15 protein-coding genes, 1 tRNA gene and 1 CRISPR repeat array are annotated in these 20,816 nt (G+C 48.7%); of the genes, 5 read left to right on the plus strand and 11 right to left on the minus strand.

Annotated elements, in window-relative coordinates; genetic code table 11:
• Positions 1–24 precede the first annotated feature (24 nt).
• From ACFQ03_RS12210 to ACFQ03_RS12220, 3 genes are all read right to left on the minus strand, one after another.
• Complete coding sequence (locus ACFQ03_RS12210; RefSeq protein WP_379288382.1) at positions 25–813, minus strand: ABC transporter permease; 789 nt, start codon at positions 811–813, stop codon at positions 25–27.
• Positions 810–1,865, minus strand: coding sequence for an ABC transporter ATP-binding protein (locus ACFQ03_RS12215; RefSeq protein WP_150960185.1), 1,056 nt, complete (start codon positions 1,863–1,865; stop codon positions 810–812). Before ACFQ03_RS12215 ends, ACFQ03_RS12210 begins: the two co-directional genes overlap by 4 nt.
• 245 nt (positions 1,866–2,110) lie before the next feature.
• The gene (locus ACFQ03_RS12220) at positions 2,111–2,581 is read right to left on the minus strand and encodes a DUF3574 domain-containing protein (protein WP_150960184.1); all 471 of its coding nucleotides are present in this window, start codon (positions 2,579–2,581) and stop codon (positions 2,111–2,113) included.
• A gap of 157 nt (positions 2,582–2,738) precedes the next feature.
• On the opposite strand from ACFQ03_RS12220, the gene ACFQ03_RS12225 reads away from it, so the two are divergent.
• Positions 2,739–3,329, plus strand: a complete 591-nt coding sequence (locus tag ACFQ03_RS12225; RefSeq protein ID WP_379288385.1) for a TetR/AcrR family transcriptional regulator — start codon at positions 2,739–2,741, stop codon at positions 3,327–3,329.
• 163 nt (positions 3,330–3,492) lie between these two features.
• Here the strand turns inward: ACFQ03_RS12225 and ACFQ03_RS12230 are convergent, their stop codons facing one another.
• The 5 genes from ACFQ03_RS12230 to ACFQ03_RS12250 form a co-directional block, all read right to left on the minus strand.
• Positions 3,493–4,278 carry a M55 family metallopeptidase gene (locus ACFQ03_RS12230; protein ID WP_191964383.1) on the minus strand — a complete coding sequence of 262 codons (786 nt, stop codon included), beginning with the start codon at positions 4,276–4,278 and terminating at the stop codon, positions 3,493–3,495.
• A 348-nt stretch (positions 4,279–4,626) separates the two neighbouring features.
• Positions 4,627–5,085, minus strand: coding sequence for a DUF2269 family protein (locus ACFQ03_RS12235; RefSeq protein ID WP_150960181.1), 459 nt, complete (start codon positions 5,083–5,085; stop codon positions 4,627–4,629).
• A gap of 183 nt (positions 5,086–5,268) precedes the next feature.
• Positions 5,269–5,733 (minus strand): MarR family winged helix-turn-helix transcriptional regulator, encoded by a 465-nt coding sequence (locus ACFQ03_RS12240; RefSeq protein WP_379288388.1) that lies wholly within the window; start codon positions 5,731–5,733, stop codon positions 5,269–5,271.
• A 237-nt stretch (positions 5,734–5,970) separates the two neighbouring features.
• A complete protein-coding gene (locus ACFQ03_RS12245) occupies positions 5,971–8,574 on the minus strand; it encodes an adenosylcobalamin-dependent ribonucleoside-diphosphate reductase (RefSeq protein ID WP_144935262.1) in 2,604 nt (867 codons plus the stop codon).
• Between the two features lie 483 nt (positions 8,575–9,057).
• Positions 9,058–9,900, minus strand: coding sequence for a lipoate--protein ligase family protein (locus ACFQ03_RS12250; protein ID WP_379288391.1), 843 nt, complete (start codon positions 9,898–9,900; stop codon positions 9,058–9,060).
• A gap of 177 nt (positions 9,901–10,077) precedes the next feature.
• On the opposite strand from ACFQ03_RS12250, the gene ACFQ03_RS12255 reads away from it, so the two are divergent.
• The 3 genes from ACFQ03_RS12255 to ACFQ03_RS12265 all read left to right on the plus strand — a co-directional run bounded on the left by ACFQ03_RS12255 (position 10,078) and on the right by ACFQ03_RS12265 (position 14,030).
• Positions 10,078–11,865, plus strand: a complete 1,788-nt coding sequence (locus tag ACFQ03_RS12255; protein WP_144935257.1) for a DEAD/DEAH box helicase — start codon at positions 10,078–10,080, stop codon at positions 11,863–11,865.
• Positions 11,862–12,815, plus strand: coding sequence for a YqhG family protein (locus ACFQ03_RS12260; protein WP_144935254.1), 954 nt, complete (start codon positions 11,862–11,864; stop codon positions 12,813–12,815). The genes ACFQ03_RS12255 and ACFQ03_RS12260 overlap by 4 nt, the downstream gene beginning before the upstream one ends.
• A gap of 129 nt (positions 12,816–12,944) precedes the next feature.
• Positions 12,945–14,030 carry a hypothetical protein gene (locus ACFQ03_RS12265; RefSeq protein ID WP_379288394.1) on the plus strand — a complete coding sequence of 362 codons (1,086 nt, stop codon included), beginning with the start codon at positions 12,945–12,947 and terminating at the stop codon, positions 14,028–14,030.
• Positions 14,031–14,069: 39 nt separating this feature from the next.
• Here ACFQ03_RS12265 and ACFQ03_RS12270 read toward each other — a convergent pair whose 3' ends face one another.
• The 3 genes from ACFQ03_RS12270 to ACFQ03_RS12280 form a co-directional block, all read right to left on the minus strand.
• Positions 14,070–14,321: a YqzE family protein gene (locus ACFQ03_RS12270; protein ID WP_225312751.1), complete on the minus strand. Its 252-nt coding sequence runs from the start codon at positions 14,319–14,321 to the stop codon at positions 14,070–14,072.
• Positions 14,322–14,545: 224 nt separating this feature from the next.
• Positions 14,546–17,699: direct repeats of the CRISPR family, unit length 32 nt; unit sequence ATTTCAATCCACGCACTCGCGTAGAGTGCGAC.
• Positions 17,700–18,305: 606 nt separating this feature from the next.
• Entirely contained in the window at positions 18,306–20,024 is a 1,719-nt protein-coding gene (argS, locus tag ACFQ03_RS12275; RefSeq protein WP_379288692.1) for an arginine--tRNA ligase, read from the minus strand.
• Between the two features lie 89 nt (positions 20,025–20,113).
• Positions 20,114–20,200: transfer RNA gene (locus tag ACFQ03_RS12280), tRNA-Leu, on the minus strand.
• Positions 20,201–20,408: 208 nt separating this feature from the next.
• Here ACFQ03_RS12280 and ACFQ03_RS12285 point away from each other — a divergent pair.
• The gene (locus ACFQ03_RS12285; RefSeq protein WP_379288397.1) at positions 20,409–20,801 is read left to right on the plus strand and encodes a hypothetical protein; all 393 of its coding nucleotides are present in this window, start codon (positions 20,409–20,411) and stop codon (positions 20,799–20,801) included.
• Positions 20,802–20,816: the final 15 nt, after the last annotated feature.

Genomic DNA, 20,816 nt, shown 5'->3' on the forward strand with positions numbered 1-20,816 from the left:
TCCCTTCTTTTTCTACATAATCTGTTAACCGCCTTGTATTGCCAGACGCCGTAGTGCCTTCCACCATAATAACGATACCAAACCGTACAGAATAGCGATCCAAATCAAGCCGACAATGATATTTTGATAGATTTCGTTTGATGTCATTTTCCCTAAATAAACTGCAGCAGGAACAAATCCCAGAAACTTGAAAGGCAGCATATTGGCAACATCCTGCCAGACCGGAGGGAAGAACCATAGCGGGATAAATGAACCTGAAAAAATTTTAATAAGTCCTCCCACCGTCCACCTTAGAGCAAAGGTTGTCATAAACCAAAAGGCGACCAGGGCAATAAGATAGCCAATCCCAAAAGAAATCAACAAGGCGATCATAACAGTAGCCACAAAGGGAATGAGATCATGAGATGCAGAGATCGGCTGCAGTCCGAAGAGCAGCGCGGCAATAAGCAAAGTCGGTATCAACTGAAACACAATCTTATACATGTTTTTCCCCGCTTCATCGGCAAACAAAAAGAAAGGATAGCGAAGCGGTTTTACAAGATGCATCATTATTCCGCCCGTCTTCAAACTCTCATCAACCTGGTTATGTACATGTGTCATCAGTATGATAGATAAGCTCGTATTCAATATGGAATAGCTCACCATTTCTTTAAGTCCTACACCACTCGTAATGGAATCTCCAAGCAGGGCTTTCCATATCGATATTTGAATGAGAAGAAAAAGGATGTTGCCGCCAATTTGTAGCCATACTTCAGCCCGATAGGCCATACTTCTTGAGAACGATTTCATGGCTTGGGAGAAATAAGCCATCATGTGCCGGCCACCTTCTTCTCCACGAAATTGGACAATCCTTGCATACTTTTATCGCTTTCAGAACCTTCACCCTCCAGGTGTTGGTATAAAGACCTTATGACGTCCTCAATATCGTTCTCCCGCATCGTCACGTCGATAACAGGATGCTGTGCTGCTATTTTGCTGATTTGTTCAAAAACAGAAGCATTATTCCGGGAAAACTGATAATGCTTGCGCTTTCCTTCATCTTGAATCAATTGGACACCGGGAATAGATATAGGATGGATTGGATCGGCAAATTCAATCGTCACCTTCTGCCCCCCGCCTAACTGCTCCTTCAATTGCTTGACCTCGCCGTCATAAACCAACTTCCCTTTGTTCACAACCAGCAATCGGGGACAAATCTCATCGATATCTTTCATATCATGGGTTGTCAGAATGATAGTTACTTTTTTCTCCTGATTTACGGTTCGCAGAAACTCCCGTATCCGGTCCTTTGCCATAATATCCAACCCGATCGTAGGCTCATCCAGAAATAAAATGTCGGGCTCATGCAAGAGGGAGATCGCAATTTCTGCGCGCATCCGCTGCCCCAAACTTAATTGACGTACAGGCTGTGTGATGAATGAATGCATGCCCAGCAATTCAATGTATTTATTATAATTTTCCTTGTATGATTTAAGGGGTATTTTATAAATATGCCTGTGCAAATCAAACGAATCGGCGACAGGAAGATCCCACCACAACTGACTCCTCTGTCCAAATACAACTCCGATATGCCGATTATTTTCTCTTCTCTTTTTATGCGGATTGTTTCCGCGAACAAGAACATGGCCCGAAGTGGGGACAAGAATGCCTGTCAGCATTTTAATAATTGTTGATTTGCCTGCACCATTTTGCCCAAGCAGTCCAACGGCCTCTCCCTTGGCTATTGAAAAAGAGATCTCTTCTACTGCTCGATTAATAGAATATTCCTGAGTGACCAAATTGCGAAATGACCCCCAGAACCCTTTATATCGCTTATATTGCTTATATTCCTTTACTACATCATGTAAAGAAATGATAGCCATCATTACACTCCTCTATTTTCTAATAGTTGGAAATTCAAAAGGATTATAACAAAGAAAAAAAGTTTCTTCAATAATGAATACTATTGGCAATATCATTCAGCATTTTATTCGTTGAACAAAAAAAAGCCCGCACCCTAAAGGTACGAGTCGATGACATCTCATAAATTATTCCTTACGAAAAGAAACGATTCCCACGTCCTACTTCGACTGCAATTCCAATGGTACCCAGTCTTGCTGACGAAACTTTTTTACTCTATAAAATACATTTTGCCATCCACTTCGAGGGATACCGAAGACTGTGCCAAATCTTCCTTCAGTTGCTTCGCGTAAGCCACCACTTGATCGATCAATTTTTTATCGAGCTTTTCAGCGAAAGCGTACACAATCGTGACGTTTTCCTTAATCAATGTCTTGTCTTTATCGACCCAAGCTCCTTCCCCGTCCACAGCGGTAGCGCCTCCAAACCATTCCGAGAAATTCGTAAGCGCCTCATCAACGAATCTTTGCTGTGCTTCCTCGGTAATCGGGATGTTGCCCTTTACCGTAGACGGTACGTAGATTTTGATCACGTGACTAAGATGAAACTTGCCATCAAGCGCACTGCCTGTAATTCCGACTGTCTCAGAGCCCTCCGCACTGTAAGACTGCTGGACAGGTAAGAATACGAGAGTCAAAAGTACAACAAATGCCGCCGCAATCATCCAACTCTTTTTCTTCATTATCGATGTCTCCTTTACTATTTTCTCACCGAGAGATTGCTTACGAAAAACTTTTCACTCCGTCTTCATACCAACCAGTCGGTATTTAGGGATCATTATACATTTCAAAATATGTTATAATCAATGGGTCTTCAGAATTATAAAAGGAGATTTGGTAATGGGAAATCAGGAGCAATCACAGAAAACAATCGATAGATTAATTAAGTCCGGAGTAGAGCTGTTCTCCCGCCAAGGCTATTCAAATACAAGCATCGAGCAAATCGTAAAACACGCAGGTTATTCAAAAGGCGGCTTTTATGCTCATTTCACTAGTAAAGAGGAATTCTTGCTTACCATCATCAAGGAAGGAATCGACTTTTATTTTGATGAATTAAAAGCGGCATTGGCACGGAAGGATCAGAATATGCTGAGCAATTTCAAGGAATTTTCTCTACGGTTAATCAGAGAATCTTATGAGCAAGGTTCCTCGTTATTACTGATTCATGGATGCATGAACTCGAATGAGCTTCCCCTGGTCAAGGAAAGGCTTATTGAACAAATGGAAGAATGGCGACAATTCCTCACGCATTTTTTTCAAGTGATGAAGGACGAAGGCCTTATTGGAAGTCCCCTGGACGCGAGGATTCTTGCTACAGCATCCATGGCCTTATTTAATGGAATTAATCTGCAGCACTTTGTTGACGAAAAAATTAAACTGGAGGAAATGCTGCACGTAATCTTCGAGCTGCTTCAAATCCGAGAACAATAGCTATCTTCGAAACGTCAAATTTGGATGCTGAATTTAGCACAGGATTGGTTGATGAACGACAGCGGGGCGAGGAATATCGGCCGAATAACCCCTCATGACGGTCTGCAGCTGCATCTTTTATCTGCTTCCCGTTCATGAGGGTATCCTCTTCGGCCAACTCTTTTTAGAGGTCCAAAATATATTGAGCAGAGTTCACAGTCTTGGAAATAATGACTTCATCCACCCGCCGAATGTCTTTGGAAACATATTCGTCCGCGAATTGCGGTTCTTTAAGCCTGACGGTAATTTCATAAGGGCCCGGGAAGTAGAACGGTTTCCGATCCTTGAACTGCAGCGCCCGTTCCACGTCGGCCCTAATTTGTCTTGCCGATTGTTCCGGGTGAAGACTTCTAACCTTGCCGTTGGGATGCCCCCATTTGACAACCGTATTAGGCAGATCCGGTCCCAACAACTGTCTCGCCTCCTGGACAGCGGCAAGATCACCGCTAATATAAGCCACAGGAACGCCATAATCGCCGGCTATAAGGGCCATTTGGCCAATTTCACCGTAGACCTGTCCGCAAATTTCATAAGACTTCCATTTCACATGACTTTGAGTATGCGGCATTACCGCAAGAGGTGTTCCTTCCATAGCGTGGTAACCAACAAGAAGCAGCGCATGGAAAGATTCGTCCAACGAAGTTAATATATTTGTAGAAGAACCGGGTTTTTCGAGGATTGCAGACGAATGGAGCTTCTCCCAGAGCAAGTTGTAATCCGAACCGCCCCCATGCCCGTCATTTACAATAACTGTACTTGCGCCGGCGGCCAGTGCTCCCTCAACCGCCGCGTTAACTTCGTTCGTCAGTATGTTCTGATAGTTCCGATAATAAGGCGTCCCTTCCTTAACATGATCCCAATGATAAGCCAGACTGATGCCTTCCATATCTGTAAGTATATAAACCTTCATTCGTCGCCCCTCCATTTCCATGAAATATTAAGAGCAAGCTTTAACGCTAAAAAATAAGGGATGCATCGACATCGTCCATAACAATTCCTGCGCACAAACCCTCGAAATTACGTATTTCATCATAATAATACCACTGTTTCAAATTATAGGGTATTTCTTTTGGTTTGCTCATTTTTGCACATGTGACATGGAATATTCGAGCTTGTATTGCTGTGTTCTCCTGCCCGTTACTTCAACGGGCAACGGCAGCCAATCTTGGATTGACTGCCGTCGTTATTCATCAGCCGGCATCTCGAAGGGCTTGCCAGTCATGGATGGGCCGATTCATGATTCCCTTCTTCATCCGGATCAGAACGTAGGCTTGACGATCATAAGAAGGATAATGGCTATCGCGATGAGGTTTGCGACCCGATCGCGAACTTGCTTTTTCTGAAGCAACGCCGCATGCTCGCGGGGGATGTCGCTGTCCTCCGTTTGCCCCGCAATTCTGTTCATTTGCTTCAAAATCGGCTCTACCGCCGTGATGGCATATACGCCGGATACGAAAAATAAGACCAAGGATGCGATATACCATTCCAACCGAAACAACCAAGGATTTATCCACCCCATCGACAACCCGGAGAGAAGGATCAAGCCGAAGGAAGCGTTGGCGTTCCGATTCAATCTGCTCACGATCCGGTGAGCATAGCGAAGCTGCTCCGCCGTCTTCGCTTTCCGCAAAATCATATTAAGGAGAAAGACGGGTCCGACACCCAAGATAGCCGACAAGATATGAATCACCAATAATGCGGTATAAAGATAATGCATCGTATTCCTCCTTTTACTTACTGCCCGTCACATATACGACCGCTCGACAATATAAGGCGGATTCCGCCGCATCCATTAGGACGGAGGCGAGGCGTCTCGTAAGAGCGGTCATTCGATGGCCCCGTCGGACTCGTTGAGCCGATAGCGGCAATCTTCATAGGCACTTCCCTCCCACGAAAATAGTTATTGATCGTTCTGACGAACTTTCCTATGGAAGTTGGTTAATATGACTTTTAACAAATCCATAAATTCCTTATAGCCCGACTCGTCAAGATCAATACCGGCCAATCCCGTTTCCATTACCTCAGCTAACGCTTCTTCGATTTTCGGCACGATGGCCTTACCGTCATCGGTCAAATAAAGGTTTTGGTTTCGGAAATCGACGGGATCGATTTCCCTTCGGACATAACCTTCTTTCTCGAGCTTCCGGATTGCTTTGGCCGTAGTCGTCTTGTCGACCAGCAGAAGCTCGCTTAACGTTTTCTGATTTAATCCCTCCTTCTTCGCTAGCATGAGCAGAAACATATGCTGTCCGAATCCGACCCGCAGTGGGGCGAGCCTGGCGGAGACAAGAATCTGCAGATGGCGGTAAATGGCAGCGATTTCTTTCCCATACGCTCCATGCTGGAACAGATCACGATTCATCATAACCTCGACTCCATTAGTTTATTTTCCAACTTTATGCATAATACTTGAATTTATAATGCATTGTCAACTAATTTTGCAAATAAAAACCACTGTGATATCGGCACACATGCATAAAATGCAATCAGCCTGTATATCACAGTGGTTTCTCTTATTTATGAACAAACTTTCTCATTACTTCGATCATTTTTCCATTACATTTGACCGACTACATCCATTCACACCGCTACAACTACTTAATCAACTGCACTTGCTGTATCCGCAGTTAGAGCAGGTTTTGCAGCCCTCCACGTTCAGCAAGGCGACGGAGCCGCAGGATGGGCAGATGTCCTTCGAGCTGACGCCGGGCATCGGGATTTCGAGAGAAGCGGTGACGGGTGCTTCCTCATTGACCTGTGCCGACGTTGTAGCCATCTCCTGCTCGGCGGTGGAACCGATATGCGTCTCCAGTGCTTTGGCCACCGCATCGGCGATCGATTCTACCCGATTGACGCCAAAGCCGATGGCTCCGGAACCGCCGATTCCCTTCAGGTGCTTGATCAGCAGGCTGACCTTGTTTCCGTGGTCCCCGTAACGGAGGAACAGCGAGCAGACGCGCCCCAACGCTTCCGACATGGCGAAGACATCCGATCCCGCTTTGCCCACGTTCAGGAAAATTTCGCTCGGAATACCGTCCAAATCGTTAATCGTAATGTAGGCCATACCGAACGGCGTGTTGATTTTGTACGTGGCTCCGCGCAGCACCTGCGGACGGCTCTTGTACTGCTTGTCGAACACTTTCGGTTCCACGGCGGCCGCAGTAACGGACAGCGATGGCAGCACAGCCGCATCATTCCCGCCTGCCGCCGTTTGGGCAGCAGCCGATGCCCCGGCTTCGGAGCTTGCTGTGGAGTCGGCTTTCGCTTTGTCCTCCTTCTTGTCCGTGGACAGCACCTGCACGTCGCGGCTTCCGTCCCGATAGATCGTTACGCCTTTGCAGCCGAGATCAAATGCAAGCTCGTACAGTTCCTTCGTCTCCTCGACGGTGAAATCCGCCGGACAGTTGGCCGTCTTCGAAATCGAGCTGTCCACCCAGCGCTGGATAGCTGCCTGCACACGGATATGGTCCTCCGCCGACAGGTCCATCGCGGTTACGAAATAATCCGGGAGCTCTTCATTCGGATGACTGTCCTTCCATTCCTGGGCAATCGGCACGTATTGCTTGTCGTAACCGAGCCGGCTTTGGCGGAAGTATTCGAAGGCGAAGTACGGCTCGATCCCTGTCGATGTGCCCACCATCGTTCCCGTGCTTCCTGTCGGTGCTTGCGTAATAACTGTGACGTTGCGCATTCCTTTATTTCGAATAGCCTCTTCCACTTCGGGATAAACGGCTATCATGTTTTTCATAAACCCGCTTTGCAGGAATTTATCGGCTATGAACTGCGGGAAAGCACCTTTCTCTTCGGCAATTTCGGCCGATGCGAGATAGGCTTCCTTGGCCATAAATCCATACAATTTATCCAGGAATTCCATCGATTCCGGGCTGCCGTAACGGATTTTCAGCTTGATCATCAGCTCCGCCAATCCCATGGAACCGAGCCCTATGCGGCGTTCCCCCTTCTGATTGCGTTCGTTCTCCGGGAAGTGATAAGGAGTCTTGTCGATGACATTATCCAGAAACCGGGTGGAGTAACGGACAACCTTGCCAAGTTCTTCCCATGCCACGTCATCATTGGCCTCATCATAGAATTTCGACAGATTGATCGCAGACAGATTGCACACTCCCCAAGCCGGAAGCCCCTGCTCCCCGCATGGATTGGTACAGATAATCGGGTTGAAATACCAACTGTTGGACATTTCATTATAGTATTCAATAAAGACGACACCCGGCTCCGCCGATTTCCAGGCGGATTCAATGATCGTATGCCATACTTCTCTCGCACGAACGGTACGGTATTCCTTGACCTGCTTGCCGGCTTCCTTCCACTTCTTCAAATCGCCGTCCCATACATCGTTATAGTCCGGATCGTTCGTATCGGGGAACACAAGCGGCCATTCCAAATCTTCCTTGACAGCCTTCATGAAATCGTTGCTTACACAAACCGACAGGTTGGCATTTGTGATCTGCCCCATCGTCTGCTTAACGGTAATGAAGTCAAGAAGGTCCGGATGCCAGTCGTTGATCATCAGCATAAGTGCCCCGCGCCGGCTTCCGCCCTGTTCAATTAGACCAGTCGTATAGCTGAACAAGCCGCCCCATGATACCGCACCGCTGGAGGAGCCGTTAACTCCCTTGACAACTGCCCGGCGCGGACGCAGCGAGGACAGGTTAATGCCGACTCCGCCGCCACGCGACATAATTTCGGTCATCTCGGACAAGGTATTCATAATTCCGCCGCGGCTGTCATGCGGTGACGGAATGACATAACAATTGAACAGAGTCAGTTCATCGCTCGCGTCAGCCCCCGCTGCAATCCGTCCTCCCGGAACAAGCTTCCAGTCATCAAGGATATATCTGAACTTTTCTTCCCATTCCCGCTGCTTCTCCGGAGTCGCTTCAACAGAGGCCATAGCTCCGGCCAGCCGGTCCCACATCTGATCGGGAGTGCTTTCCTTCGTCAGAGTGAGCTTCTCGATCGTCGATTCGACCACCTCTCCTCTGCGAAGCTTGACTGTCACGTTACGGCCTTCCCTGCTTATAATTTCCCCCACTTCCTTAGCCGGAAATTTGGGGTCATCCTTCGTCAGTACAAGAACAACATCCCCTACCTTGGCGTTGCTCGTATCCGCATCCTTCATTGCATAACGGTCCAGAAATATTTTTTCGCTTAATCCTTCCAGACGTGTCGTCTGTGCAGCTCCCATTTATACGACCTCCTATAAATAATCAAGCCCTGTCGTTATCGTCCCGTTCCTGCACTGTTTACACAGTGTCCGAAGGCAGAAAAAAGAGACTTAAGGCGTCGGGTATGAGCATCCAATCCCGCCTCATAGCCCCCAATGTCCATATATGACAAGGATAAACGGATATCGCCGTCCTTTGGACAGGCCCGTTTACCGATGAAATATAAGAACAAGTATAAGGTGAAACTTATACTTTCTTATATTTTGATAAAAGACGATAGTTCGGGCCCTTTACGCACCCTGTCTATATGTATAATATTACAACATATTGTGTGCGATATCCATTATACAACACTATATATAGTACTACTAATAACCAAACATCCAAAAAAATCATTTAGCCTGTCCGCAAATGATCTTTTCTTTTATTTTCTCTATTAAGCTCATTTTTTTAAATCAGGCACCTGAACGCAAGTCAAAAAATAGGCCTTGACAAGCCCCCTGTCATCGGCGGAAATTCCATTCGTCGGTGCCGTACTTCTCGCGGACCAGACGCTCCGCCAGCTCCTTCTCATAAAGAGTCAGTTCCGCTTCTTCCAACCGGATGTCCATTCCTTCCGCTATGCCGCGGACGAATGCCTGCTCCACTTCTTCCAGCTTGACGGGGTTCATCCCACGCTCCCTGCGAAGCTGATTGATGGCCACCGCTTTGGACTCGAAGCTTTGCTCAAGCCGCTCCTTCAAGGCTTCGCTGCGAAATTTCAAAAGCGAAAACAACTGCTTTACGTTCAGATCAAGCAAAATCGATCCGTGCTGGAGCACAACCTCCTTCTGCCGGACCTGCGCGCTGCCGGCCACCTTGCGCCCTTCGACAACCAGCTCGTACCAGGACGGGGAATCGAAGCAAGCGGCTGAGCCCATAGACTCATATTTCGCCTTCTCTTCTTCGGAAGCGAGAGTCACCATTTCCGCATCGAGCCCCAGGTTGATAAAGCCGTTAAGCAAGCCCTGACTCAACACACGGTAAGCCTCCGTAACCCTTCTGGGCAGCCCGGGATACGACTCGGCGACAATCATACTGTAGGTCAGCTCCCGGTCGTGAAGCACCGCCCGTCCTCCGGTCGCTCTGCGGACAAACCCGATTCCCTGCCGCTTAAGCTCCTCGAAATCTACTTCATTCCTCGCTCTCTGAAAATACCCGATACTGAGCGATGCCGGACTCCAGCCGTAAAACCGCAGCGTCGGAGGAGTCCGCCCTTCGCTGTGCGCTATGAGAATAGCTTCGTCCACCGCCATATTCATCGCCGGGGCTTCCGCCCCCGAACGGATCCATCTCCATTGATTCATTATGTATCCAGCCTCTTTTCCGTGTGCTAGTTGTTGCCTATTCTTTCATCATAGCGAAAATCCCCCCTGTTTTCCACCTCCAACTAATGGATGGTTTGCCGTCCGAAAGTTATGAAACCGGGGCATTATGTTCATACTAGACACAAGAATAAATGGCTTTTCAAGCGGGAGGAGACTATGACCAGATCGGATAAGACGGAACATGTTCGAAGCATCAACGACAGGCTGCAGCTATATTTCGACCGCGGCTGGATGGAAGACTGGCAATCCCGCATGGACAGGAACGGACCCTGGGACAGCTGGACGCTGTATCAATTGGCCGTAGAGGCCGAGAAGGCGGCTCTGATCTCCAGCTTCGACGAACTGCAGTGTCTGGCTCATACGACGCAATTGGAACCGATGCCCCACCAAATCGATACGGCCAAGAAAGTGCTGTACGAGATGAGAGGCCGGGCGATCCTGGCTGACGAAGTGGGGTTGGGTAAAACCATTGAAGCCGGGCTCATCCTGAAAGAATATATGGTCCGGGGACTCGTCCGCAAAGCTCTGATTCTAGTTCCGGCCTCTCTCGTGCTGCAGTGGGTCCGGGAATTGAACCAGAAATTCGGTATCCCCGCCGCTGCCCAGAAGAAAGCTTACATGTGGACCTCCTGCGACGTTATTGTCGCCTCGATGGATACGGCCAAACGGGATCCCCACCGCAGCATCGTTCTCCAGCAGGAATATGACATGCTGATCGTGGATGAAGCCCATAAGCTGAAGAACAAGAAGACCACCAACTACCAATTTGTCAAAGAACTCCGCAAAAAATATTGCCTGCTTCTCACGGCCACTCCGATTCAAAATGATATGAGCGAGCTGTACAACCTGATAACGCTCTTAAAGCCGGGACACCTCGGGGGACAGGGAAGCTTTGCGACCAATTTCGTCGTAGACAAGCGGATTCCGAAGAACGAGGACCAGCTTCAGCAGGAGCTGTCCAAGGTGATGATCCGCAACCGGCGGAGCGACGGAGGCATTTCGTTTACTAAACGACAGGTCAATAACCTGCTGCTGACGTTATCCCCGGAAGAACAGCGGCTTTATGAAGGGGTAACCGATTTTGTCAAGGGCAGATACAACGCGGCCGGGGGCAATCTGAGCAGCATCCTGTCCCTTGTGACGCTGCAGAGGGAAGTATGCAGCAGCAGGGATGCGGTGTTCGTTTCTCTGGTCAATTTATTCAAGAAAACGGCCGAAGACTCCCCCGACCGGGTGCGAATTTGGGAGCTCGTGGAGATGATCCGCGGCATTCAGGCGAATACCAAGGCGGAGAAAGCGTTGGAGATTTTGCAGAGCATCGGGGATAAAGCGATTATTTTCACCGAATATCGGGCGACACAGGAATATCTGCTCAAATTTCTCAAGGATCATGGCATAACGTCCGTTCCTTACCGGGGAGGAATGAACCGGGGCAAGAAGGATTGGATGATGGATCTGTTCCGCAACCGCGCCCAAGTGCTTGTCGCGACCGAGGCAGGGGGAGAAGGAATCAACCTGCAGTTCTGCAACCATATCATTAACTTCGACCTTCCCTGGAACCCGATGCGCGTGGAACAAAGAATAGGAAGAGTGCATCGTCTCGGCCAGTCCAAGGATGTTCACATCTTCAATCTCTCTACCAAAGGAACGATCGAGGAGCATATTCTATCGCTGCTTCACGAGAAGATCAATATGTTTGAGCTGGTCATTGGCGAGCTGGATGTCATTCTGGAGAGATTGGACAAAAAAAGCTCCATAGAAAGCGATCTGATGAAGCTTTTCCTGGAATCGCGGGATGACGAGGAATTACGCAGCAAAATGGATGAATGGGGCCAATCGATTCTTTCCATCCGTGACGAGGTTCAGAAAGAAATTGCCCCCATGCTTTCGGTATTGAACGGAATTAGCGGGCCGGCAGCGGACCAGGCGGGAGGGCGCAGATGAATACGAAACAAATTCAGAAATACGTCATGCGCTATCTCGAGGCGACCGAGTGCCAGATCATTGAAAAAGGCCGCTCCTACGTAACCGTCAAGCTGTCTCCCGAAGCGGACAAAGATTTGACCGGCCGGTCCTATTATTGGAGCTTCGTCGAGCGGACCGGTGCCGAGCCCGAGACGATGACCTTTCAATTCGTCTTCGATCCGGAAGGGCTGAAGAACGAAACGGATGCCGAATCCGCTTCTTCCCCACAGCCCTCGACGCCGCCTCAGGACAGCATTCTTGGCCGGTATTTCGGCCATGTCTCCGCCCAGACCGTAAGAAGGCTCCCCCAGGATATATTGACTTACGGCAGCCGCAGATTGGAGCAAATCTTCAACGTCGTCCGCGGCAAGGGAAAGTTCGTCCGGCTGTTCGAGGAAAACCGCGGGACCGCTAACCGGCGACCGCAAGCCGTCGGGTATACTTCGTGGTTCGGAGTCAATTTCAAGGTGGAATTCACTTGCGACCTAAAGAGAGACGAATATCATTCATTCGGCTTCAATCTGTGCAGCGGTGAATTCATGGAGCACTTTCACGAGCAGATGGAGAACGTGAAGCTGACCCCTCTGCTGCCGACCAACATCCACCTCCTCCCGACCCGGCATACCGTTGCCAAAGCCGTCAGCACGATGGAAAACCATCTGGAGAAAAAGATAAAGCGCTACGATCATTCTTGGGCGGACGAAGCATCGGAACGGCTGCAGGAAGAGCTGGACCGAATCAAACATTATTATGAGGAGCTTCTGCAAACTGCGGAACCGGAGAAGAAGCCGGAGATGGAACAGGAATATCGGGGCCGCCAGCAGGAATTGGAGTGGCAGTATAAGCCCCGGATCGTAGTTTCCGTCATGAACTGCGGATTATTTCATCTCAAGGACGGAAAGGCCCCACTATCTGACGAAAATCGCTAAAAGCTTGCAAGAAAAGAACTGAAAAAAAACAGGTCCGGCAACAGATTTAAACAAACTTTTTCATCGGGTTCCGATACACTGGAATACAGCTAGGAAAACAAAACTATTTGAACAAGGGGCGGGTGAAGGATGAATAAAATATGGATTTGGCTGCTGCTGCTCCTGCTTGGTTTCATTGGTTACGCGGTATTCCCGCAAGCTCTCTCCACCGCTGCTTCCATCGATAAGGTGAAGGCCGAAGGCATGGAGGACAAGCTGTCTGTCCGGCCGGAGGAAGGCTCCCTGCCGGTTGCCGGCAGCCCTGTCTCCAACAACGATTACCAGCTCAAGATGGAGGATGCTTCAAGTGAGGCAAGGGACGAAGAGCCCTCCAACTATATCAAAAATGAATATGCACAAGCGGGAATCTTCGCTCAGCCGGAGCTGGATCAGCAAATCGACAAATGGATTGCTTCCCTCTACGATCAGCCCGGATTCGATACATGGAAAGGGGCGAGCCGCGAGGTTCTCCCTCTCGGCCCCGGCCTGCACGGCTGGGTGGTGTTATTAAACCAAGGAGATCGCCAGGTCGGATACTTGATCGTGAACGCTGCAGAGGACGGCGGTTACCAGTTGACGGAATACGGAACGGGCAGCAAGCCTCTCTACAGTATGCAAACACTGTACCAGGGATTGGTACAGTCCGGAATTATCGATTCATCGGTTTCTTATGTTGATTTTGCCGCCGATCTCACAATTCGCAAAGAAGCCTGCTATTCCAACGGATTACAGGCACTGTGGAAAGTAACGATAGATGACAAGCTCCATTACTTCGATGCCAAATCGGGAGAAGAGCTGCCTGATCTGTCCGAATGGCTGTCTTCCCGCCCATCCGCGGAGACTATCTTTCAAAGGGAACCCGCCAAGCCAAAGGAGAAAGTACAATCCTTGGAAATGCCCGAATTCGACCCTTTCGAGCATGCCTATTGGCTAACGGGAAAACCTGTTGAGGACCTGAATGCAGAGAATGCCTTCTTCAAGCTGTCCTCCATGAATCAAGTTACTTATACCGTACGGTTGTTTGCCGGTAAGGTCTACAATCCTTATGCGGTAACCGGAGTTCACCTCTGGAATGACGGCTCGCTGTATGCGGCTCTGGATCAGGATGGCCCCCGTTATTTCATGTTTGAACAGCTTCAACAAACGGGTCAATGGTTTCAACAGCCGCAGGAATGAGAAAAAAAGCTCTGCCCGCGACAAGCGGTGCAGAGCTTTTTACTTTTTACGTTTGCGCTGATCATAATACATCCGTAGAGAAACAGGAATCAGCCCGAACCAGCGAACCGTCCACCCCTCCATAGATTTCGCCTGTTTCCTTTGCTGCTTCCTTTCCCGTCTGATTTCACGCGGGGTGTCGATATAAGTAACTACTTGCTGGGTAATATATTTAACCAATTCATCCGATTTCACCATGGCACTCCTTCTTTCCTCCAATGGATCGTCAGCTTGCCGTCCAGAGGGCAGCATCTCCCGCCCCTTTCAGTCACCAGCATTCCCCTTTTCTCTGCATCTTAATCAAAGAGAAGCCGAAAAGGAGCACTGCTATTTGCAGTCTCCTATAAATGATTCGATTCTACACTCCGGTATGCAGAGCGACGTATAACAACGAATAACGGGCAATTGATTTGGTCCACGCACTTACGTTGAGTGCGACGATAAGCGCAGTTAAGTATATTAAATCCGGTCAAGTGATTTCAATCCACGTACTCGCGTAGAGTGCGACCTCCAGCAGGGGAGCCGGAAAAGCCTAAGAAGGAGACCATTTCAATCCACGCACTCGCGTAGAGTGCGACATCCATTTAGGCTGCTGCTTCCTAAATCCGATTATTTCAATCCACGCACTCGCGTAGAGCGCGACTCAGATCCGCAACGGATTTCATAAATTCGATATTATTTCAATCCACGCACTCGCGTAGAGTGCGACACTTGGAAATTTAGGGGTTTGCTTAAGAATCACTCCAAATTTCAATCCACGCACTCGCGTAGAGTGCGACTTTCAACCGGTCGATCTCAAGACAAACTTCGTGTTGATTTCAATCCACGCACTCGCGTAGAGTGCGACCAATGGGACGGCCATAAATTATCACCTGCCTTTTTATTTCAATCCACGCACTCGCGTAGAGTGCGACTAGATGCCCCAAGATCGTTCCAAGCAATCCGAAATATTTCAATCCACGCACTCGCGTAGAGTGCGACCCTCCACTAGCAGTAGTGGTTGTACTACTGGGGCCAATTTCAATCCACGCACTCGCGTAGAGTGCGACTTTGCGCGGCGCCCCGGTTTGCTCCATTTATGTAGAATTTCAATCCACGCACTCGCGTAGAGTGCGACTCAACACTTTATCTTGTTGCAACTGTTCAACCCCAATTTCAATCCACGCACTCGCGTAGAGTGCGACCATTCGAGCATCGCGGAGTTATCCTTATACATTTCCATTTCAATCCACGCACTCGCGTAGAGTGCGACTGCAAGGTATGGCCAGACCTCGATAATACGACGATTTCAATCCACGCACTCGCGTAGAGTGCGACCATGATAAAACTAAAATATACATATCACAAGGAGATTTCAATCCACGCACTCGCGTAGAGTGCGACATGACAAGAGTGTTTATAAAAACAAAAGAATCCATATTTCAATCCACGCACTCGCGTAGAGTGCGACACGTCAAGGATAGCGCCTCACCTCCGTTACTTATCATTTCAATCCACGCACTCGCGTAGAGTGCGACGGTAATCGATAGTGACCGCCTTTTTCGCAAATTCTTCATTTCAATCCACGCACTCGCGTAGAGTGCGACGAGTAGAGGTGATTCTATGATTGTCATAACAACAATGATTTCAATCCACGCACTCGCGTAGAGTGCGACCGTGTATAGCGTGGATGAAATGGGAGCTAACAGATATATTTCAATCCACGCACTCGCGTAGAGTGCGACTGGAGCTATATCTGCGGACCAACTACCGCAAAAAATTTCAATCCACGCACTCGCGTAGAGTGCGACGTCTTTTTCGGAACAAGTACGAGGTAGTCATCACTGCATTTCAATCCACGCACTCGCGTAGAGTGCGACGCTATCTCGATAGAGATTGCTAATATAGACGATGATATTTCAATCCACGCACTCGCGTAGAGTGCGACGGATTGCCTGGCTGAGAGCCTTGTTCGGCTGGATCGGATTTCAATCCACGCACTCGCGTAGAGTGCGACAAAAACTAAATCCCAAAACGACCCTAATAACGAGCGATTTCAATCCACGCACTCGCGTAGAGTGCGACGGGTTAACTCGATGGACTTAATAGGGCTCATAGACATATTTCAATCCACGCACTCGCGTAGAGTGCGACTTACTACGCCGTTGGAATCAAACGTGAAAGTAATTATTTCAATCCACGCACTCGCGTAGAGTGCGACCTGGGGATATATTGGATCAACGAGACTTAGTAAAACGATTTCAATCCACGCACTCGCGTAGAGTGCGACCTTCGTTTTTTTCCGAACATTCCTTTGACCTGGCGAGCTATTTCAATCCACGCACTCGCGTAGAGTGCGACAATTTCCCTCATTACGTATAGCTTTGAAACTCCGAATTTCAATCCACGCACTCGCGTAGAGTGCGACTGGTTCGTTCAAACTCCGTAATATCCTCGCGAGTATTTCAATCCACGCACTCGCGTAGAGTGCGACGCGGTCATTTTCTTTTCCTCCGCCGGACCTACGTATTTCAATCCACGCACTCGCGTAGAGTGCGACCCTCCTTCTCCTTGGTTATGCTGCTAATGCACCAAAGATTTCAATCCACGCACTCGCGTAGAGTGCGACAGAGACTTAGTAAAACGGAAACTTGAGCTCATAGCCAATTTCAATCCACGCACTCGCGTAGAGTGCGACCGCAAAAGCCGTTGTTCCATACGTTCAAAGTTGGTTATTTCAATCCACGCACTCGCGTAGAGTGCGACATCCATAACATCATCCCCCTTTCCTGCAGCATGTTATTTCAATCCACGCACTCGCGTAGAGTGCGACATGAGTTCAAAAAGATGTGGGATGCGGCTGTAAGTGAGATTTCAATCCACGCACTCGCGTAGAGTGCGACCCTTCGTTGTGTGATGCGTTTAGCATGGCAGTTGCCATTTCAATCCACGCACTCGCGTAGAGTGCGACGACAAGCTACCGGCTTCGGAAATCCACATTGGCCTTATTTCAATCCACGCACTCGCGTAGAGTGCGACTCTCGATGTACTCGGCCCCTTTAATAATCCGGTCCAATTTCAATCCACGCACTCGCGTAGAGTGCGACTGCGGGGGATTTTACACAGCAATACAGCGCAGACGATTTCAATCCACGCACTCGCGTAGAGTGCGACGCATTACAAAAGATGAGCTAATGTCCATACTATGGGATATTTCAATCCACGCACTCGCGTAGAGTGCGACGACATCCGGCGTAAAGAGGCGGAACTGGACGAAATATTTCAATCCACGCACTCGCGTAGAGTGCGACTAAGGCGTTTTACTCGCCGGAAATATAAAACCATTAATTTCAATCCACGCACTCGCGTAGAGTGCGACTGTATGACAGCCAGTATTTTTCCATTCCTGGATCAAGATTTCAATCCACGCACTCGCGTAGAGTGCGACTGGGACAGCGTTGAATTTTGGGCAATTAAACGATAGGATTTCAATCCACGCACTCGCGTAGAGTGCGACTATATTGCAAACTTGGCTGCCTATACAAATGGTATTTCAATCCACGCACTCGCGTAGAGTGCGACTATATCAAATTCGGGGATATAGTAGTTACATTTTTTTATTTCAATCCACGCACTCGCGTAGAGTGCGACAGGGTGCTGCCAAATCCAGCATACCACAAGGGCTCAAACAGTTAAAAGTGCGAATCTCCATTTTGCGAGGTTCATACTGCCAACAAAATCTGCAAAAATGCCAAAAACCCGCGTCGTTACGTCGGTGCGAGTTTCCCGGGGTTTGCATGTGAGCTATAGGTTCGCACTTCTTAAAACTATATCTCATAACGGCACTACTCATTAAAATTCCGTAAAGTTACCAGATTTAATATTATCTCTTCTAAATAAAGTTTATTCAAAACTCGCTATCAACAGCAGACCGTACCTTTCCTAACTTTTTAGATTTAAAGGTCAATGAATGAGGACGAGGCGCTCAAGGACCTGCAAAAGTGCAGGTCTTCGGAACGATTTAAGCCAAAAACAGCAAAAGACGTGCAATTGTGCAGGTAAATTCAGCCATTTTGCGGATTTTCAGCGTTTTGCGGAAAAAGACCTGTACTTTTGCTCGTCTTTCCCGAGAATTACCGGAATTACGCAAAATGACCTGCATTTTTGCTCGTCTTTGGTGCCAGTAACGAAATCGGCCCCTAAATATTGTAAACATCTGGCATTTAAAAAACCGCCCAGAGGGCGGTCTAACAATTATCAGATTTTCTCAGGCGATTCCAAGCCGATCAGGGCCAGGCCGTTTTGAAGCGTAATCTGCACGCTCTTAACCAGTGCCAATCTTGCTTTGCGCTGCTCTTCATCATCCACAAGAATAGGGCAGTTATGGTAGAAGCGGTTGAAGCTCTGAGCCAAATCGACCAGATAACGGCTGATGATCGAAGGCTCCATCTTGACCATGGCCTGCTCTACCGTCTCCGTAAACAGTGCTATCTGCTTTGCTGCCGCATAAGCTTCCTCGTTCAGCAACAGCGAAGCATCGAACGATGCGCCTCCGTCCGGAAGCTCTGTCGATTGGCCATCGTTGGCTTTGCGCAGGACGCTGCAGCAGCGGGCTTGGGTATACTGCACATAAGGTCCGGTCTCCCCATCGAAATTGAGCGCTTCTTCCCAAGAGAAGACGATATCTTTAATCCGATTTGTGCTCAAATCGTTAAAGATAATGGCACCAACGCCAACCTGACGGGCCACCTCATCTTTATTTTCCATGTCCGGATTTTTACTTTCGATAATTTCCCGAATTTTGGCGATCGATTGTGTAAGCAGGTCCTCCAGCATGACAACGTTGCCTTTACGCGTGGAAAGCTTGGCTCCTTCCAGGCTTACCTTGCCGAAAGCGACATGCACCAGATCCTCTGCCCAATCGTAACCCATCAGTTCAATAACCTTAAACGTTTGCTTGAAATGAAGGCTCTGCCCCGCATCGACGACATAGATCGCCTTCTCGAAATCGTAGGTGTTCTTCCGGTACAGGGCCGCTGTAATATCCCTTGTATGGTACAGGGTGCCTCCGTCTTTCTTGATAATTAAAGCCGGGGGCATATTATAGTCGTCCAGACGTACAAGCATCGCTCCGTCGTCTTCTTCCAGAAGCTGCTTGTCTTTCAGCTCCTGAACGACCGCGGCCATCTTATCATTGTAGAAGCTTTCTCCCGCATAGGAATCGAAGCTGACCCCCAACAAATCATAAATCTTGTTGAATTCATTCAGGCTGATCTCGACAAACCATTTCCACAGCCGGGTCGCTTCTTCATCCCCCTGCTCCAGCTTGACAAACCAGCCGCGGGCTCTATCCTCCAGTTCAGGATGAGTTTCCGCTTCATCGTGAAATTTGACGTAAAGCCTCAGAAGCTCGCTGATTCCTTCCTGCTCGATGGTTTCCGCCTGGCCCCATTCCTTATAAGCGACAATCAGCTTGCCGAACTGGGTTCCCCAATCTCCGAGATGGTTGACCCGAACTACATTGTACCCGAGGAATGAGAAAATTTTATAAAGCGCATTGCCGATAATTGTCGTGCGCAGATGTCCGACGTGAAACGGCTTGGCGATATTGGGAGAGGAATAATCGATGACAATCGTCCGGCCCTGACCCAGGTTCTGGGAACCGAATTGCTGTCTCATGGAGAGTACGGAGGACAACTGATCTTGAACAAAACTATCTTTCTTCAAATATAAGTTGCAATATCCCGATACCGCTTCAACCTTCTCCAGCCAATCAGCCTGCTCCAGCTTGGCCTTAAGGTCTTCAGCAATCGCTTGAGGCGCCTTGCGCAGCACCTTGCTCAGCTTGAAGCATGGCAGCGACAAGTCTCCCATGTCCGGATTCGGCGGATATTCCAACATTCCGGCAATCGCAGCCTCCTCCATTCCTTCCAAAGAGGGAACGAGGTAGCCGGCTACCTTATGTTTATACTGAATCATGTTCGCTTTCGTCCTTTCGGGCTATGAATATAGGAAATCTATGCAATAAAGCACCCCAATTAGGGGTGCCCTCGTAGATTATGTAATGGTGCGGTCGAGAGGACTCGAACCTCCACGGGGGTAAGCCCACACGGACCTGAACCGTGCGCGTCTGCCAATTCCGCCACGACCGCGAATGGTGTCTGCCGGCTATCTGCTTCGTCTTAAGTAATTATTGCGGCGACAAGAAGTAATATACCATGACTGCTTATAGGTTGTCAAACCTTTTTTCGAAAAAAATTTAACCTACTATATATATTCAAATAAGTCCCAAAATTGACTTGCGTTTTACGATTTTTTCCATTACAATAAAAACAAATATACGAACGGAGGTTCGCTATTATGACGACAAATACATTAGTCCGCAAGCCGCAGCATATTACGATGGAAGAATCCGATTTGGTCAAGGAAGCTGTGTTACTGCCTGTTCTGTTGACCATGATCAGGCGGGATATGGACCGGATGCAGAATTCATCGGCTTCACCGCATAGGCTCTGCCTTCCGAACATTGTCGTCATGCAGAGGATGCTCGAGATGATTCAGATTGATCTCGTCCAGCTCAAGCAGCGGCTGAGATCAGCGGGCATCCGGATATATATCGAAGTGAAGGATGCCCAAGGCATACGCTGTAAATACATCTGCCGGGAGAACAGAGGCAGCCTGACCTTGTCCCGCAGCATGGTGAAGGCTGAGATCAGCATTCTTGCCGGGAACTATGTCCATTCCCGTATCTAGCAGCCTGAATCGGCC

Origin of the sequence: Paenibacillus residui (genome assembly GCF_042677205.1) — a bacterium.
GTDB classification, from domain to species: Bacteria; Bacillota; Bacilli; order Paenibacillales; family NBRC-103111; genus Paenibacillus_L; species Paenibacillus_L residui.

Excerpts from the sequence above, each read along its gene's own strand:
- ACFQ03_RS12240 (WP_379288388.1), bottom strand. The coding sequence starts at position 5,733 with ATGATGAATCGTGATCTGTTCCAGCATGGAGCGTATGGGAAAGAAATC.
- ACFQ03_RS12215 (WP_150960185.1), bottom strand. The coding sequence starts at position 1,865 with ATGATGGCTATCATTTCTTTACATGATGTAGTAAAGGAATATAAGCAA.
- ACFQ03_RS12245 (WP_144935262.1), bottom strand. The coding sequence starts at position 8,574 with ATGGGAGCTGCACAGACGACACGTCTGGAAGGATTAAGCGAAAAAATA.
- ACFQ03_RS12260 (WP_144935254.1), top strand. The coding sequence starts at position 11,862 with ATGAATACGAAACAAATTCAGAAATACGTCATGCGCTATCTCGAGGCG.
- ACFQ03_RS12235 (WP_150960181.1), bottom strand. The coding sequence starts at position 5,085 with ATGCATTATCTTTATACCGCATTATTGGTGATTCATATCTTGTCGGCT.
- ACFQ03_RS12220 (WP_150960184.1), bottom strand. The coding sequence starts at position 2,581 with ATGAAGAAAAAGAGTTGGATGATTGCGGCGGCATTTGTTGTACTTTTG.
- ACFQ03_RS12265 (WP_379288394.1), top strand. The coding sequence starts at position 12,945 with ATGAATAAAATATGGATTTGGCTGCTGCTGCTCCTGCTTGGTTTCATT.
- ACFQ03_RS12210 (WP_379288382.1), bottom strand. The coding sequence starts at position 813 with ATGATGGCTTATTTCTCCCAAGCCATGAAATCGTTCTCAAGAAGTATG.
- ACFQ03_RS12225 (WP_379288385.1), top strand. The coding sequence starts at position 2,739 with ATGGGAAATCAGGAGCAATCACAGAAAACAATCGATAGATTAATTAAG.
- ACFQ03_RS12270 (WP_225312751.1), bottom strand. The coding sequence starts at position 14,321 with ATGCTGCCCTCTGGACGGCAAGCTGACGATCCATTGGAGGAAAGAAGG.
- ACFQ03_RS12285 (WP_379288397.1), top strand. The coding sequence starts at position 20,409 with ATGACGACAAATACATTAGTCCGCAAGCCGCAGCATATTACGATGGAA.
- ACFQ03_RS12255 (WP_144935257.1), top strand. The coding sequence starts at position 10,078 with ATGACCAGATCGGATAAGACGGAACATGTTCGAAGCATCAACGACAGG.
- ACFQ03_RS12250 (WP_379288391.1), bottom strand. The coding sequence starts at position 9,900 with ATGAATCAATGGAGATGGATCCGTTCGGGGGCGGAAGCCCCGGCGATG.
- ACFQ03_RS12230 (WP_191964383.1), bottom strand. The coding sequence starts at position 4,278 with ATGAAGGTTTATATACTTACAGATATGGAAGGCATCAGTCTGGCTTAT.